This is a genomic window from Methanospirillum sp., from assembly GCF_035560735.1.
In the GTDB taxonomy this organism is placed as follows: Archaea; Halobacteriota; Methanomicrobia; order Methanomicrobiales; family Methanospirillaceae; genus Methanospirillum.
The window spans coordinates 1-16,265 of sequence record NZ_DATMYY010000212.1 but is presented as its reverse complement, the minus strand read 5'-3'; the positions used below and the strand labels follow the sequence as shown (position 1 = coordinate 16,265).

Below are 16,265 nucleotides of genomic sequence, written 5' to 3'. Positions count from 1 at the left end.
CACTACCACTGAATATTATGAATTATGAGATCAAATATCGCCCAAGTTACGGATACCTTGTTGTAAAGCTCCAGCCAGGAGAAACTATAGTCGCTGAAGCAGGGGCGATGACCTACATGCAGCCATCCATTGAGGTTCATACCAGGAAGAGAAAGCAAGGCCTCCTTTCAACTATTGGAATGACCTTTCTTGGTGGCCAGTCCTTCTTTGTCAATGAGTTCACTGCAACATCGGCTCCAGGGGAGGCAGGATTTTCAGCTGCTCCCCTCGGAGATGTAGAAGTCATGGAGATCGGGACAAACCGTGGCTTTATCATTCAGAAGACCGCGTACATCGCATCAGAACAGGGAGTCAACCTGGATGTTGAGTGGCAGGGTTTTTCAAAAGGAATCTTTGGCCAGGGACTCTTCATGATAAAAGTTTCAGGCCAGGGTCTGCTCTTCATCAACACATTCGGAGCAATAGACAAGCACGTTCTGGCCCCGGGTGAGCGCCTTGTTGTTGATAATTTCCATCTGGTGGCATTCAGTGATACCTGTTCGTACCAGGTGACAAAGTTTGGTGGATGGAAAGAGACATTCCTGTCAGGAGAATTTCTGGTGACTGAGATTACCGGCCCGGGAGAGGTCTATATCCAGACAAAAAACATCAGAGAACTTGCAGACTGGATATGGAAACTGATCGAACCCAGGGTCCAGACAACAGCCCGGTAAAAGGCCACCCCATCCATGGTGCGCCCCCCCACTGATCAACAGCAATAGGGCACCAAATAGATCTTGTTATCGAACCACAATATAAATAAGGTCATCTTTTTTGGCACAACCTTTTTAGTAGATCGGACCCCACCTACTCATGGGAGCAATATCCTATGAGTGAGTGTTTTATTGGGCAATAGACGGTTTCGCTTTTTCGACACAACGCTCCGAGACGGTGAACAGACACCCGGAGTATCGTTAACCCCTGCACAAAAACTTGAGATTGCTGCTGCTCTTTCTGACATCGGAGTAGATGTTATTGAAGCAGGATCAGCTGTTGCATCAGAAGGTGAAAGAGAGGCAATACGGCTTATCGCAGAAGCCGGCCTTGCGGCAGAGTGCTGCACCTATGTCAGGGCACTAAACCAGGACATCGATTGTGCAGTTGATGCAGGTGCTGACTCAGTCCATCTGGTGATCCCGGTCTCTGATCTTCATATATCAAAGAAGATGCAGAAGACCCGTGAAGAGGTCCATACAATGGCAATGAGTGCGGTCGCATATGCTAAGGAACGCGGACTGATCGTAGAACTTTCAGGAGAAGACGCCTCACGGGCAGATCAGGAATTTCTTGCAACGCTCTTTCGCGACGGGATTGAAAGCGGAGCAGATAGGCTCTGTTTCTGCGATACTGTAGGAGTTCTCACTCCAGAAAGAGCAGCAGAAATTATTCCGTCCCTTTGTATGGCTCCGCTCAGCATCCATTGTCATAACGATCTCGGGCTGGCTCTTGCAACAACTCTTGCAGCCTTCAAAGCAGGGGCAAGTTGTTCACATGTGACCGTGAACGGCCTTGGCGAGCGGGCAGGAAACACCCCGTTTGAAGAAGTTATAATGTCTCTTGAGACATTATACGGATACAAGACAGGGATTGACACGAAAAAGATCTATCCACTTTCAACCCTTGTTTCCCGCCTGACTGGTGTGCCGTTTGCGACAAACAAACCAATAGTCGGGACAATGGCATTTACCCATGAGAGTGGGATCCATGCCCACGGACTCTTTCGGGATTCACGCACGTATGAACCCATATCTCCGGAATCAGTCGGACGCCAGCGGAGGATCGTCCTTGGTAAACACTCTGGCTCTGCCTCGGTCAAGGCAGCACTGACTGAGCTCGGGTATAGTCCGAATCCCCGGCAGCTCGAGGAGATCGTAAAGCGGGTCAAGGCACTTGGTGATGAGGGTCGACGGGTGAGTGATACTGATGTGATGGCTATCGCTGACGCAGTCATGTTGCTTGAGTGTAAGCCGATTATCAGTGTCAAACAGTTCACAGTTGTAAGTGGATCAAATATCCTTCCGACTGCTTCGGTCACCATGGAAATCAACGGAGAAGAAGTGACAGGAGCAGCAACCGGTGACGGGCCGGTGGATGCAGCTCTCAGGGTTCTACAGCAGTCAGTTGCCAGTGCCGGCGATGTCAGGCTTGACGAATACCATGTCGAGGCTATTACAGGTGGCACCGATGCAATGGTTGATGTAACCGTAAAACTGAGAAAAGATGGAAGAACCATCACTTCACGCGGCGCAAGAACCGATATCATCCAGGCAAGTGTTGAAGCTGTGGTGACGGGAATGAACCGCCTTTTGAGGGAATTAGATGAAAAGCGGCGCACAGATACTGATTGAAGGGCTGAAAGAGCAGGGAGTAGGTGTCATCTTCGGGTATCCGGGCGGAGTGGTTCTCCCGATATACGATGAACTCTATGACGCAGATATCAGGCACATCCTGGTAAGACATGAGCAGGCAGCCATTCACGCAGCCGACGGATACGCCCGTGCAACCGGAAAAGTGGGAGTCTGTCTCGCCACATCCGGACCTGGCGCCTGTAACCTCGTAACAGGTCTTGCTACTGCATACATGGATTCCATCCCGGTTGTTGCTCTTACCGGTCAGGTCCCAACCGGACTCCTTGGAAATGATGCGTTTCAGGAGTCTGACATAACCGGCATCACCATGCCGGTGACAAAACACAACTTCCTTGTACAGGATGTCAGGGATCTGAAACGGATTATCAGAGAGGCATTCTATATTGCTAATACAGGCAGAAAGGGGCCCGTTCTCATAGACATCCCTAAAGATGTCAGCACAACTAAAATTCCTGATGAGGACGGACCTGAACAACAGATTAAGCTCAGGGGATACAAACCAACCTATCAGGGCCACGGCAAGCAGATTCAAAAAGCAGTTGAACTCATCGAGGCAGCAGAGCGGCCGATAATATATGCTGGAGGCGGAGTCATCTCCTCAGAAGCATCAAAAGAACTTGTTGAGTTTGCCGAGCGAACATGTATGCCGATTACAACCACCCTGATGGGCCTCGGATGTATACCTGCTGATCATCCACTCAACCTTGGTATGCTCGGGATGCACGGCACTGAGTATGCTAACTATGCAATTACTGAATCAGATCTGCTCTTTTCTATTGGAGTCAGGTTTGACGACCGGGTAACAGGGAACCTGGCGACCTTTGCACCCAATGCAAAGATCATTCACATGGATATCGATCCTGCAGAGATCGGGAAGAACAAACCAGCAGATATCCCGATCGTCGGAGATGCAAAGAGTATCCTCACTGATCTCCTGAAAAGGATCCCTGCTGCCTGCACTCATCCTGAATGGTCAGAGAAGGTTCAGGGATGGAAAAAGAATCATCCGCTCAGATTCAAAGAAGATGGAAAACTTCGCCCCCAATACGTGATCAGAAGACTCGCAGAAATTTTGGGTGAGAAGGGAGTTATTGTAAGCGAAGTCGGGCAGAACCAGATGTGGACAGCCCAATATTACCCATTCTCTCATCCAAGGCAGTGGATTACTTCTGGAGGACTCGGGACTATGGGATTCGGATTCCCTGCAGCCATGGGAGCCCAGGTAGCCGTTCCTGAAGAGCCCGTATTTGTCATAGCCGGAGATGGAAGTTTCCAGATGAACATCCAGGAACTCGGAACCATAGCGCAGTACCAGATCCCGGTCAAGATAGTAATTCTGAACAACCAGTTCCTTGGGATGGTCAGACAGTGGCAGGAGCTCTTTTACGAGCGGCGGTACTCGTATACCGAGCTTCCTGAGGTGCAGTTTGAACATATTGCAAAGGCATATGGAATCGGGGCAGAAACCGTGAGATCAATATCTGATGTTGATTCTGCACTCAAACGAGCCCTTGATCATAAAGGTCCGTATCTACTTGATATCAGGGTTGAGCGTGAAGAGAATGTTTTCCCGATGGTTCCAGCAGGAGCAGCAATCAGTGAGATGATCGTCGGGCAACATACCGAGCATGAGGAGGAGTAGATGAACCGTCATATCTTCAGTGTCCTGGTAGAAGACAGTCCGGGAGTCCTCTCCAGGGTGACCGGACTCTTCTCACGCCGGGGGTTCAATATCGAAAGCCTTGCGGTTGGAACCTGTGAACAGCCAGATACTAGCAGGATTACCATCGTCGTTTCAGGTAATGATGTCCAGATCGAACAGGTAAAAAAGCAACTTAATAAACTGATCGAGGTCATCAAGGTTCTGGATATCACTGACCTGGAGCATGTGGAGCGAGAACTAGCACTCATCAAGGTCAAGGCAGAACCCGGAGAAGTCAGATCTGCGATCATGCAGGTTGCAGGTATATTCAGGGCAAAGATCATTGATGTCGGGACTGATTCATTGATGATTGAGGTTACCGGAGATTCAAGTAAGATTGCGGCAATCGAAGATCTCATGAGTCCATATGGAATCATTGAGATGGTTAGGACCGGAAAAATTGCACTCCAGAGAGGAGCCGGTACCGCCTGTTCTGGCAGGTAATTGGGGATTCCCATTTTTACTTCACCAAATTTCTTTCATCTTTTTTCCGTAGATTGATATTCAAGATAGACATACTTGGTATATACCAGGGTATGGCTGATGCTCAGCTGGGTGGAAGAGAAGAAATGCCTACCATTTTAATTATCGATGATAATCCGGAAGACCAGAACAACATGGCAGAGATCCTGAAGAGCGAAGGATATGATATTGTTGCCGCAGGCATGGGCCCGGAGGGGATCAAACTCTGTCGTGAGCATAAGCCAGACCTCATCACAATGGACTTGGTAATGCCTGATATGAATGGGATAGAGGTTCTTCGTGAATTAAAAAAAGAGTTTCCCGATATTCCGGTCATCATGTGTTCAGCAGCAGGGCTTGAGCAGGTGGTAGCCCTCGCACTAAGAGTCGGTGCAACTGGGTATATCGTAAAACCGTATGATCGCGATACTGTTCTAAAAAATCTGAAAGGGCATATCGCAGCAGGGAAAAGTCTGGCCGGGTAATATTATCTAATTCAGACTGATACAAAGTCTCTCATCTATTTGTTTTACTTTTTCTGTTGCAGGTATCGCATCTTTCGCGATATCATCAGACCAACTGTATTATCTCCCCCGAGTGAAAAGGCCCGTTCATGCGCAACTGCAGCCTCTTCAAAACGTCCAAGATTCTGAAGGGCATCACCTTTCAAAAACCAGGCCCTGGCATTATCATCATCTTCTGCCAGCACCCTTTCATAAGCAGTGACAGCTGCTTCGTGCTGCCCTGTAAGCCAGAAGAGCTCGGCATGTAACGCCCATGGTTCAGGAAGATCAGGTGCAATCTCAATGATCTTCTCAATAGCCTGTAGAGCATCATCATACCCCCCATTCTCATACAGCGTTTTTGCATGGGAAAGAAGCAGGGTGGGATCTTCAGGAAACTGTTTAAGTGCTTCAGTAACCGCTCGTGCTGCCTCATCCTGTCTTCCACATGCAATCTCTGCATCAGCCTTCAGACGCCATGCTTCCGGATCATCTGGACGCTGATCAAGTACGATCTCAAGGGGTCTGAGTGACTCTTCAAATTTTCCTGCTGCACACAGACTGCGTGCATATCTGAGGAGGATGGAGGGATCACGATTCTTTTCACCGATATGACCGAAGGATTCAGCAGAGCGCTCATACTCCCCAAGACGGTAGAGCGCCTTTCCTTTCATTGCCCAGATCTCTGCATCATCCGGAGCCAAATCCAGGTATTTATTGAAACTGGCAATTGCCTTCTCACATTTTCCTGCCGCATATAGTGTTACTCCCTGTTTTTTGATTACTGTAGGATCATCAGGGAGATAGAGTGCAGCCTGCTGGTATGCCTCAGCAGCCAGGCTATAATTACGCAGGATTTCAAGGGCTGCTGCTTTCCTTTTCCAGAGTTCACCGTTTTTACTATCCCGGGACAGGGCTTTTTCCAGGTACTTGAGAGCCTCTTTGTACTTCCCTGCCTCAAAGAGAGCCACTCCCAGGGTACCGGGAATCGTGTTGTCATCAGGAGCATAACGGGAGGCTTCAATCAGAGAGAGAGATGCATCTTCAAAAAGATTCAGAGACTTCTCAATCTCTGCCTTGAGAAGCCAAAGATCAGCATTCTTCCCATACTTCTCAAGCAGTCGCTGAACTTTTCCATACGCCTCTTTTACCTGACCAATCTGGAGAAGTGCATTCGCGTACCCATACAGCACTTCATACGTACCTGCCTCCGGATCAGCAATCTTCTCATAGGTCTGGCAGGCTCCTTTGAATGAGCCAATCTTTACCTGGAGATCGGCTTTCTTTACAAGAGCATCCTGTTCTTTGGGATCCAGTTCAAGTACATGATTCAGTGACTGGATCGCGTCAGGCAACTGATTAAGTGAGATCTGTATACTAGCAAGAAGCATCCATGAATCAGTCTCTGAGCTTGAGATCTGAATTGAATGTTTTAGGATAAACTCAGCCTTCTGGAACTGCTCCATCGCAACCAGGGCTTTAGCATGAGAATACCATGCCTGATAATCGTCCGGCTGGCTATCCTCAACCTGTTCAAATACACTGATAGCTTCAGAATAACGCTTCAGCGCCAGAAGTGTGAGACCATACCAGTACAAAGCCTCAATATTATTCTTCTCTCTGGAGATGGCCTGATTAAGTTTCCCAATTGCTCCCTCATAGAGCCCTAACTTGTACAGGGAGACACCAAATAGGAAGAAGACCTCATCGTCTCCTCCGAACCGTTCGAGAAACCGTTCTGCAACCCGAATCAGTTTTTGATGTTCATTCTGGTATGCAAGAGCATTGAGATACACTTTCCAGCTGTCAACAGGTATGGGCCCAATCTTACAGGCCTTTTCAAACGAGGTAATAGTTCCAGAGAACTCCCCCAGTTCAAAGCAGGTTACTGCATGATTTACCCAGGTGTCAGGACTGTCGGTCTTCTGAACAGTGGCATGCTCAAAGGATTTGAGTGCATCGTCATGGCTGCCAAGAGAGCGGAGTGCTAATCCGCGTTGATTCCAGGCAGCAGAGTTATCAGGATCCAGGTCCAGGGCTTTCTCATATGAGGTGACTGCTTCACGGCAGTCACCGCGATCATACTGTGCATCACCAAGGAGGACCCAGACATTCGGCTTTTTTGAGTTTCTCTTTGTGGCCTGGGTAAAGGCACCGATCGCACGTGAGTAGTCATACAGGCGGGATGCAACCATTCCAAGCCCAATCCATGAGTTCACATTACCGGGATTGAGTTTGAGTGCATGCTGAAATGATTTTATTGCATCGTTGTAATGCCGCATCTTGTAGTGAGCAGCCCCATGATTATGCCAATATGACGGATTTGTCTGGTCAAGCATGATGGCATGATCAAATGCCTGGATCGCTGCTTCATATTTTTTTAGATGCAAAAGAGCCAGGCCATGTGAGTTATAGTACCCGGGTGTCTCCTGCCCCTCATGAATAATCTGGTTAAGGATATTTGTTACACCATCGGTATCCCCTGACAATTCAGCTTTGAGTAGGGCGTGAGTGTACCGCACCTCAAAATTCCAGGGCTGCAGTTTGAGCACCTGCTGATACGCAGTGGTTGCCATCTCCAGATCTCCCATATCGGCATGAAGATCACCTAGCAGATTCCAGGCATCAGCAAACTCAGGATCCTGCTTGACTGCCTCAAAAAGCGCTTCTACTGCCTGCTCACTCTCACCAATGTGGCTCAGGGCACTGGCAAGCCCGAAGTAGGGCATTGAATCATCAGGAGAGATCTCGCACCCAATCTGGTACGCATCTATTGCCGCCTGATGATCACCAAGTTGTTCATAACTGTACCCTTTGAGTACCCAGATCTCAACCTGACTGAGCCCGCAGTCTGTCGCTTCCTCAAGATCGACAAGTGCTTCTTTATACTGTTCCTTTGCAACAAGACATGAACCCCGGTACATCCATGCCTGACACATTGAAGGCTGATTTTCAATCAGCCGGGAAAAAACTGCAATCGCCTCCTTGTACATCCCAACTTCATGAAACGCAATACCAAGCTGGAGATGGGCATTATTATCTCCTGGAGAATATTTGAGAGCGTTGCGATACATCTTGATGGCATCACGATGTCGCTCCTGTTTTGAAAGAACAATACCTATCTGATACCAGAGTTCTGCATTTTCAGGATCACTGCGGAGTCCTTCTTTGAATGCATAAAATGCCTTGTCAAGTTGCTCCTTCTTGAGAAAAGATGCCCCCATAACGAGCCATTTTTGAGTCTGGTTCTGTGGATCCGAATAGTTTGTCATGAGGGAACCCCGGGATACGTGATCGCAACAACTCTTCAAGTTGTATAGCCTTGTGGATTACTACTGTTGTTAATAAATCAGCAGATAAGAAAAGCATTACGGGTGGAAGAGATGGAAACCTTTAAGGCTGGAGCATAACCGTAAGGTATTACATCTATCAGGTGAGGATAGTAGCTAACAAATATAGGGGGTATGAAATGAACGAATCGAGCGATGATACAGGACAGAGAGGTGAGATGGAGAGGATGAGACAAGAGATAGAGGAACTTAAATCTCATCAGAAAGAGTCAGAATTTATCTTCACTCAAAATCCAAATCCCATTCTCATCTGGAACAAGGAACTAAAAATCATCGGCGTTAATGATGCATTTATCAAAGCTACAGGATGGAGCAGAGAGAAAACCCTGTCTTCAACACTTCACGATTTTATCTTTCTGGATATGAAAGGGGAAGGACTTGCAGAGACCGTAAAAGACAGGAAGGCGAAAATAGGAGAGGCGACCTTCCAGTTTCCTTCAGGAATTGTCACCTGGATACGGCATACTATACCAATTCTGGATAATTCAGGTAACATCGATAAGATACTCGCAGTGTATAACGATATAACCGAGATCAGAAATATACAGCAGCAGGCAGATTCCATTGTTGATCAGAACCCGCTTCCTATCCTCCAGTTCAACTCAGCATTTGAGATAGAGCATGCAAATGTTGCTTTTACCGAGCTCTCCGGCTTTACAAAAGAGCAGTTACTCAGGATGAAGATATCAGATATAAATGTCATCAGTTTATCCGGACTTGGATCGAAAGCTGCAATTCAGGAGAAGAAGAGAGGAAAGGCAGAGCTGGTCGTTGACTTTCCAAGCGGTAGGAAAGAACTTGTTGGAAACACAATTCCACTCATCGACCAGAGAGGGAATGTTACATCGGCCTTTGGTGTTTACATTGACGTAACCGAAGAACGCAAACATACACGCGAGAACCTGATCCTGCAGCGTCGTTCAGACACTATTATAGATGACAATCCATTCCCCTTCATCCTGTGGAGTCAGGATCTGAAAGTGGTGGAGATGAACCCGGCTGCTTTCAAACTTATGGGTTTTGATAAACGCGATATTGGGACTATTACAATCAAAGATTTCCAATATGTGAAACAGTCAGGGGACAGTGTTTCAGATACCTTCAGAACAAAAGAACCAAGCCAAGGAGAGGCTACAATCAAATTCCCCTCCGGCGAGAAGAGTGTTGAGAGGCATAATATTCCGCTCATCGATGAGGAGGGAACGGTATACAACGTGCTGACCGTGTACAATGATGTTACCAATCAGAAGCATGCAATTGATGAGATTATCCAGGTTGCCCTTGCAGCAGAAAAGGGAGATCTAACCTCAAGAACTCATCAGGATCAGTATACTGGTGACTATTTCGAGATAGCAAGGGGCATAAACCAGGTACTTGATACCGTTGTAACACCGTTCCAGGTTTTTGGCAAGAAGGTCGGGGAGATTTCTGCAGCCACAGAGGAACTCACAGCAAGTGCAAAGGAAGTTACCAACGGGACAAATCTCCTGGCCGAGAGTTCGAACATCGTCGGCCACAACGCAGAACAGGGAGAAGATGGGGTCAAACAGATCCTGAATGCCATGGAGGATCTGAACCGGACGGTATCAGATATTGCTGTTCGGAGTGAATCGGTTGCCAGACTTGCAACCGATGCTGACGAGAAGAGCCAGCTTGGAGTAGAACTCGCAAAAAAGGCTGAAGAGGTGATGGTCGGGATATCTAAAAACTCAGGTCAGGTTGAGCTTATCTTTCAGGATATTAAGGCACAGATGGATCAGATCGGCAAAATCGTGAACGTTATCACAGATATTGCTAACCAGACAAATCTCCTGGCCCTCAATGCAGCTATCGAAGCGGCACGTGCCGGTGAAGCTGGTCGCGGATTTGCTGTGGTTGCAGCAGAGGTCAAATCACTGGCACAGGACTCACGGAAATCTGCTGAGAACATTGCGGATATGATAAGATCCCTGCAGGATAAGTCTGTAAAGGCTGCAGAGGCAGTGTCAGAGGCAGGAGCCATCGTCAAGGAAGGAGATGTAGCTCTTGCAGAGACCTTAAATGCTTTCAAAGTCATCGCTGAATCGGTTGCTGACATTTCAACAAATGTAACCGGGGTTGCAGCAACATCTGAAGAGCAGGCTGCGTCGGTTGAGGAGATTACTGCTAGCATTAATGAACTTGCCTCCCTGCTTCAGGAGACTACCAGGCAGGCAGTAGACTCTGCAGCAGCAACAGAGGAGGCATCGTCGTCCATCGCACAGATCGAAAAAGTAATATCTGAAGTGTCATCCAATATCGAACAGGTAGCCAGAGAACTAGCACGGTTTCAGGTCTAATGAGTGAGGAGAAATGGCAATTGCAGCAAGTCAGCAAAACGGTTCAGGCAGTTTAGGGACAGCTGCCGGTAACGATGAAGTACAGGTTGTTGAATTTCTTATTGGTGAAGATAAGTTCGCAGTAAACCTCTTTGATGTCAGGGAAATCGTAGAAGCGAGCAAAATAACTCCCCTTCCTCACGCATCATCGTATATCAGGGGGATCATAGATCTGCGTGGTGAGATCACAACCATCGTTGATCTCCGCCACCTGCTCAGAATTAAAAAAGGTGGGGACAGTAATAGCGAAGACCTCAGGTTTATAGTACTCGATGAATCGGTAACAGACGGCAAGACAGGGGTTGTCGTTGATGAGGTCACTTCAGTGCTCACAGTCTCTGTTGCTGATATCGATCAGAACTCACACGGGGCAGGTGACGAGTCATATATCCTTGGTGTCATCAAGAAAGAAGTTGGAGAGAGGGGGGAGAGTAAGAAGGAACTGGTGATCTGGATCGACATCTGTGGCTTGATCAAACAGGCAGGCGGAATAAGCCCCTGATTTTCCCCTTTTTTTTGAGAACGATTTTAGTTTCTTTTTCGGGATGGATCCGATGGATTATAAAGCGATGTCATCCCAGTGACTTGTATGAGAGGGACTAAGATCCTCCTGCGCCTGCTGATCGTCTTTCTTCTGCTGATTTCGGCAGGAGCAGAGCAGAATAATGCAGTTAATGATTCAAGGCATCAGGATATGAAAAACCTTATCGGGAAAATTTCTGATGAGATAACCATCGGCCTTGAAGATGTTGAGCGTGCAAATGAGAAGAGCGTTAAGGCACTCTCAAACGGCACACTTGAAGGCGAGTACGTTTCAACAGTTCTGAACGATAAAGTGGCTGTAATACCTTTTGCCCACTCCTCACTCGTGATTTTACCTTCTGGACTGGTCACGGCTGCAGCACCGGCTGAGTACCAGACTCTTGTTGGTATGTCTCTAAATGATACTGCAGTTATAACTGCAAATGAAAAGAAGAAGCCGGTACTTAGTGACATATTCCTTCTCACAGAGGGATTTTACGGAGTATCACTCAGTTATCCAATCTTCTCATCAGAGAAGAATTACCTGGGGTATACTGATCTTACATTCAGACCAGAAGAATTCCTCAGGCAGTACATCGTTCCTGTGATAGACCAGAGCAGGTATGATATTATGATCCTTCAGCCAGACGGACTCATTGTATACGAAACCAACGAGGAAGAGATCGGACGTGATGCAATATCTGATCCTCTGTACGCTGAACCAACTCTTCACCAGGCTGCAATAAATATCACATCGCAGAAATCAGGCACAGCATCATATCAGTTCTGGAACCAGAACTGGAATAAAAAAGTCCCACGGGAAGCGATCTGGAATACCCTTGAATTTGATGGGCAACAGTGGAGGATCGTTGTAATCAGCGATATTGGTGATTCTGATTCTGTCAAAGATCTTGAGAACGATATCAACCCAGAGAAAACCCAGGACCTGAATAGTTCAATCATCTCCCTTACTGAATATATGGAAAATGCAACAGAATTTGCCAAAAATCATGGAGAGGTGGGAGCTCTTTCTGTCTTCAATAACCTGTCAGGTCCATTTGTATCAGGAGATCGATACATCTTTGCATACGACATGAACGGTACAGCCCTTGCTCTTCCTTTTCAACAAGGTTTTATCGGGAAGAACCGGATGAACCTCACCGATGTAAATGGATTTTCTATCCTACCCGCTATGATTGATCGAGCCAGCGATGGTGGCGGTTATCTCTACTTTGTTTACCCAAATCCTGCGGAAAATTACACCCCGATGCTGAAACTGTTCCAGGTAAAACCTATTGATAAGAACTGGTTTATCAGCTCAGGGATCTATATTCCCCATATTCAGGCTTCAATATCACCACAAAACCTCAGCGAACTCAACACAAGGGTAAAAAAAGCTGTAATGCATGCAGATGAAGTAGGAAAAGAGAAAGCAATTGCTGATTTTAACGACATAAACGGCACATACGCTGACGGAGGAGATTATATCTTTGCATATGGTTATGATGGGACAACTCTTGCTCTTCCGCACCAGCCAGAATTGATTGGAACAAACCGCTCAGATTATACCGATCAGTTTGGATGTCAGATCATCAGAATGGAAATAGATGCCGCAAAGAGGGGAGGAGGATATGTGTACGTGGTGTATGGAAACCCTGACACTAAAAAGAACGAGTTAAAACTCTGCTATGTCACTCCTGCCGGAGATGACTGGTTAGTTGGTTCTGGGATTTACACAGGACAGAACCTGGACGGGTAATTACCTGGCACGGGATTTATACAATCCAGGGCCTAGGTTCCCAAACTTTTTTATCTCCGGTCTACAAGCCGCTTTGGACGTCCGGAAAGTGCAGATAACTCAAGCCCACCCGGAGGGGTGACGTTGAATGATACTGATAGCAGGCCTTCCTTATACGGATTGGTCAGCCCGGGTTTTCCAGCGAAAAATGATTTGATAAAATTATCAGATATCAGATCATGTTCAGGTTTTTCGTGATGTTTACTCTCCACATTCACCTTAAGCAGGGTCGTATCATGCTCTTCATCAAAATAAATAAACGCTTCATACTCTCCGGTGAGATACTCCATATTCTCTCTTTGAAAGACTCCACGTTCAATATCAACCCGGTTCAGCGGTGCTCCCTGGATCCAGAAGGTTTCAGCTTCACGCTGCGGGCTGTATATCCTCATATGAGTTCTACCACAGGCACACGTATCCCGGGATGTTACAACCGAGGTATCTTCAGTGTCATAGTTCAACAGGATCGTTCCGCAGGACTCACCTTCAGGAATAAGGGTTGTCAGAACAATTCGTCCACATTCACCGTCTTTGACGAAATTCTTCATCCTGTCATCGTATATATCCATGTGAACCAGGTCTTCAGGAACATGCAGACCCTGCCGGGCAGAGCATTCACCGCACATCGTGCCTTCAGTGCTGCCGTAGGTGTTGTATACATCGCACCCCCACAGATCCCGGAGATATGCCTTTGACTCCTCAGCATATGCCTCGCCGCCGATGATCAGCCTCTGAATACCTGATTCTTCAGGTCTGATGCCTTCGGCCTTCATCTTGTCTGCAAGCCGTAAAAATTTGAAAATACTACCGACAATTCCCGTCGGATGATAATTTGTGATAACCCTGAGCGGGAATGTGCATTTTCCAGTCGGAATGATGGTAAAACCAATGTCACGTGCTGCAAGTGTCATGGTATTGGCACCCACGTTCATCCCATATGATGCACAGATAATGATCCTGTCTCCGTGACCGATTCCCTGGGATACAAATGCCCGGGCATATTTTTCCGCAAACCGTTGCCAGTCATGCCAAGTAAGAAAGTAACTTTTCGGCACTCCACTAGTACCGCTTGTTTCATGAACTGTAAAGACACTATCCCAGGATACACTTTTAAATCCAAATTCGGTCTGATTAGGGGGTTGATGGGTCCTTATGTCTGCTCCAGAAATAATAGGAAGTGAGAGGAGATCCTCATGGCACCTGATGGAATCCGGATCGATATGATGAGTTTTGAACCATTTCCGATAGAATGGAGAGTGGTCGTTAGCATACATAACTGTATGATGTAGCCTCTCTTCGATCAGTTCATCAAGACTCACCCGATCCATCGTCTCCACAGACTCGCGGTAATAGCCATTTTTTCCCATAAAATCAGTTCACTCCTCTCTCGTTTCCATATCCCGTTGCTGTGTGTATGGTATTTCCCGTATTTATCATGAGCACTCAGGCTCTTGTTCATAACCTGGAAAGGCGAGATCCTGTAGAACATACCATATGAAGATTGGATATCCCTGTATCAACAGGGGAATCGGTTGTACTTCAGGAAGAACATTCAGGCTTAAATCATACTCTGAAGAGCGAATGATCTCATCAGTATCAGATAACCTCATGTGTCTTGAAAGAATCCTTGCATGGAATCTGGAGCATAGGATCCGGTTTTTTAGAATCACATCAGATATTATCCCATTTGCATCACATCCAATCTGCATATGTCCCTGGAGAGAACATTTTCGGGATAGGCTCGAAGAGATTGGAGAGTTTAGCAGCAGGGCCGAAATTAGGATATCAATGCATCCGGACCAGTTTATTGTTCTAAATTCTCCTGATGAAAAGGTGGTTTCCCGTAGCATTGACGAACTGATGTACCATACTGCTCTGCTTGATAGCATGAATCTGGATGGCACTGCCAAGATCCAACTCCATGTCGGCGGTGTATATGGAGATGCAAAGGCAGCAATCTCAAGATTCATCGGTGTATATGAGAGGCTTGATCCAGCATTGCAAAGCCGCCTTGTTATTGAGAACGATGATCAACGGTTTACTGCTTCAGACTGCCTGGAGATACATGAAGAGACCACCATTCCGATCCTCTTTGATGTCTTTCATCACACCTGCCATAACACCGGTGAAAGAGCAGATGAGATGTTGAAATTAACAGGTAAAACCTGGAAGAAGAACGATGGAATACCAATGGTGGATTACAGTTCACAACACCAGGAAAAACGGTTGGGGAGTCATGCAGAACATATCGATTCAGATGATTTCAGAAGATTCCTTGCGATTTCAATCCCACATGATATCGATATCATGCTTGAGATTAAGGACAAAGAAAAGAGTGCTCTTGAAGCGATAACGATAGCGGAGTCAGATCCGCGGTTTATCGGATCCTCATAGTAAACCGTCAGTTTTTATCTAGACAAGAAAAATAGAGGTCCCTGTATCAATGCGCTTTTGTCAGGAAGTACGAGCCAATGCAAAGTGCAAGAATTGCCAGGGAAAGCATGAACGCATCTGATACCGCAACCATCTTCATTGAGATAACGTTCTTGAAGAATGCGACAATGAGGATGATGATGATTACTTTGATGATCTTACTCTTGAGTTCATCAAGCGAGGAGATCTGCAGGAGTGGATGATCCACATCATCAGTTGTGTCATGAGCGATATCAATCTTTGAAATGATTAATTCATACAGGCCAAAACTAAAAATCAGGAAGAAGACCGCTATCAGATAGAGATCAAGTGCCCCAATAAAATCCTTTAAAATATTCTCATTACTTATCTGCTCATGATTTGTGAGAATGCCCGGAGTCGTGATGATAATCTCTTTTACCGGAGAGAGAATCTCCATTGTTCCCATAACAAAAAGTGCAATGGAAGCAAAAGCACAGAAAAAAACAGCAAGAAGAGCAATATACCTGAATTTCCATAGCCAGTACTCGATAGGGTTTAGAACCCTGGCTTCAAAACCCTCCTCGATATGCTGATTTATCTTTTTAATCATGATTGTCCTGAAAATTCTTGGAGAGATGGGAGTTAAGGTTTGTGATATCGGTCTCATTTTTTTGCAGTAAACAATGCCAACCGGCACATGGTCAGACAAAGTAAAATTTGATCTGCCCCAAAGCCCGGCGGTAAGATGTAGAGTTGTAAAAAATGGAAT

At 46.5% G+C, this 16,265-nt stretch carries 12 protein-coding genes; 9 read left to right on the top strand and 3 right to left on the bottom strand.

Going from position 1 to position 16,265, the window contains the following annotated elements; translation table 11 throughout:
• The 5 genes from VN429_RS06275 to VN429_RS06255 all read left to right on the top strand — a co-directional run.
• Nucleotides 1-713, top strand: a 713-nt coding sequence (locus tag VN429_RS06275) for a TIGR00266 family protein (RefSeq protein ID WP_325631038.1), incomplete at its 5' end; no start/stop codon positions are given.
• Nucleotides 714-872: 159 nt separating this feature from the next.
• Nucleotides 873-2,387, top strand: a complete 1,515-nt coding sequence (locus VN429_RS06270; protein ID WP_325631036.1) for a 2-isopropylmalate synthase — start codon at nt 873-875, stop codon at nt 2,385-2,387.
• Nucleotides 2,359-4,050 carry a biosynthetic-type acetolactate synthase large subunit gene (ilvB, locus tag VN429_RS06265; protein WP_325631033.1) on the top strand — a complete coding sequence of 564 codons (1,692 nt, stop codon included), beginning with the start codon at nt 2,359-2,361 and terminating at the stop codon, nt 4,048-4,050. The genes VN429_RS06270 and ilvB overlap by 29 nt, the downstream gene beginning before the upstream one ends.
• Nucleotides 4,051-4,554 (top strand): acetolactate synthase small subunit, encoded by a 504-nt coding sequence (gene ilvN / locus VN429_RS06260; protein ID WP_109966899.1) that lies wholly within the window; start codon nt 4,051-4,053, stop codon nt 4,552-4,554.
• A 92-nt stretch (nt 4,555-4,646) separates the two neighbouring features.
• A complete protein-coding gene (locus tag VN429_RS06255) occupies nt 4,647-5,057 on the top strand; it encodes a response regulator transcription factor (RefSeq protein WP_325631028.1) in 411 nt (136 codons plus the stop codon).
• Nucleotides 5,058-5,101: 44 nt separating this feature from the next.
• Here VN429_RS06255 and VN429_RS06250 read toward each other — a convergent pair whose 3' ends face one another.
• Nucleotides 5,102-8,347, bottom strand: coding sequence for a tetratricopeptide repeat protein (locus VN429_RS06250; protein WP_325631026.1), 3,246 nt, complete (start codon nt 8,345-8,347; stop codon nt 5,102-5,104).
• A gap of 197 nt (nt 8,348-8,544) precedes the next feature.
• On the opposite strand from VN429_RS06250, the gene VN429_RS06245 reads away from it, so the two are divergent.
• The 3 genes from VN429_RS06245 (at nt 8,545) to VN429_RS06235 (ending at nt 13,063) form a co-directional block, all read left to right on the top strand.
• Complete coding sequence (locus VN429_RS06245; RefSeq protein ID WP_325631024.1) at nt 8,545-10,743, top strand: methyl-accepting chemotaxis protein; 2,199 nt, start codon at nt 8,545-8,547, stop codon at nt 10,741-10,743.
• Between the two features lie 13 nt (nt 10,744-10,756).
• Nucleotides 10,757-11,284: a chemotaxis protein CheW gene (locus VN429_RS06240; RefSeq protein ID WP_325631022.1), complete on the top strand. Its 528-nt coding sequence runs from the start codon at nt 10,757-10,759 to the stop codon at nt 11,282-11,284.
• A gap of 87 nt (nt 11,285-11,371) precedes the next feature.
• A complete protein-coding gene (locus VN429_RS06235; RefSeq protein ID WP_325631019.1) occupies nt 11,372-13,063 on the top strand; it encodes a cache domain-containing protein in 1,692 nt (563 codons plus the stop codon).
• A 50-nt stretch (nt 13,064-13,113) separates the two neighbouring features.
• Here VN429_RS06235 and ftsA read toward each other — a convergent pair whose 3' ends face one another.
• Nucleotides 13,114-14,469, bottom strand: a complete 1,356-nt coding sequence (gene ftsA, locus VN429_RS06230) for a coenzyme F390 synthetase (protein WP_325631017.1) — start codon at nt 14,467-14,469, stop codon at nt 13,114-13,116.
• Between the two features lie 127 nt (nt 14,470-14,596).
• On the opposite strand from ftsA, the gene uvsE reads away from it, so the two are divergent.
• On the top strand, nt 14,597-15,496 hold the full coding sequence (gene uvsE, locus VN429_RS06225) for a UV DNA damage repair endonuclease UvsE (protein ID WP_325631015.1): 900 nt from the start codon (nt 14,597-14,599) through the stop codon (nt 15,494-15,496).
• A 46-nt stretch (nt 15,497-15,542) separates the two neighbouring features.
• On the opposite strand, the gene VN429_RS06220 is transcribed toward uvsE, so the two are convergent.
• Nucleotides 15,543-16,106, bottom strand: coding sequence for a YqhA family protein (locus VN429_RS06220; RefSeq protein WP_325631013.1), 564 nt, complete (start codon nt 16,104-16,106; stop codon nt 15,543-15,545).
• Nucleotides 16,107-16,265: the final 159 nt, after the last annotated feature.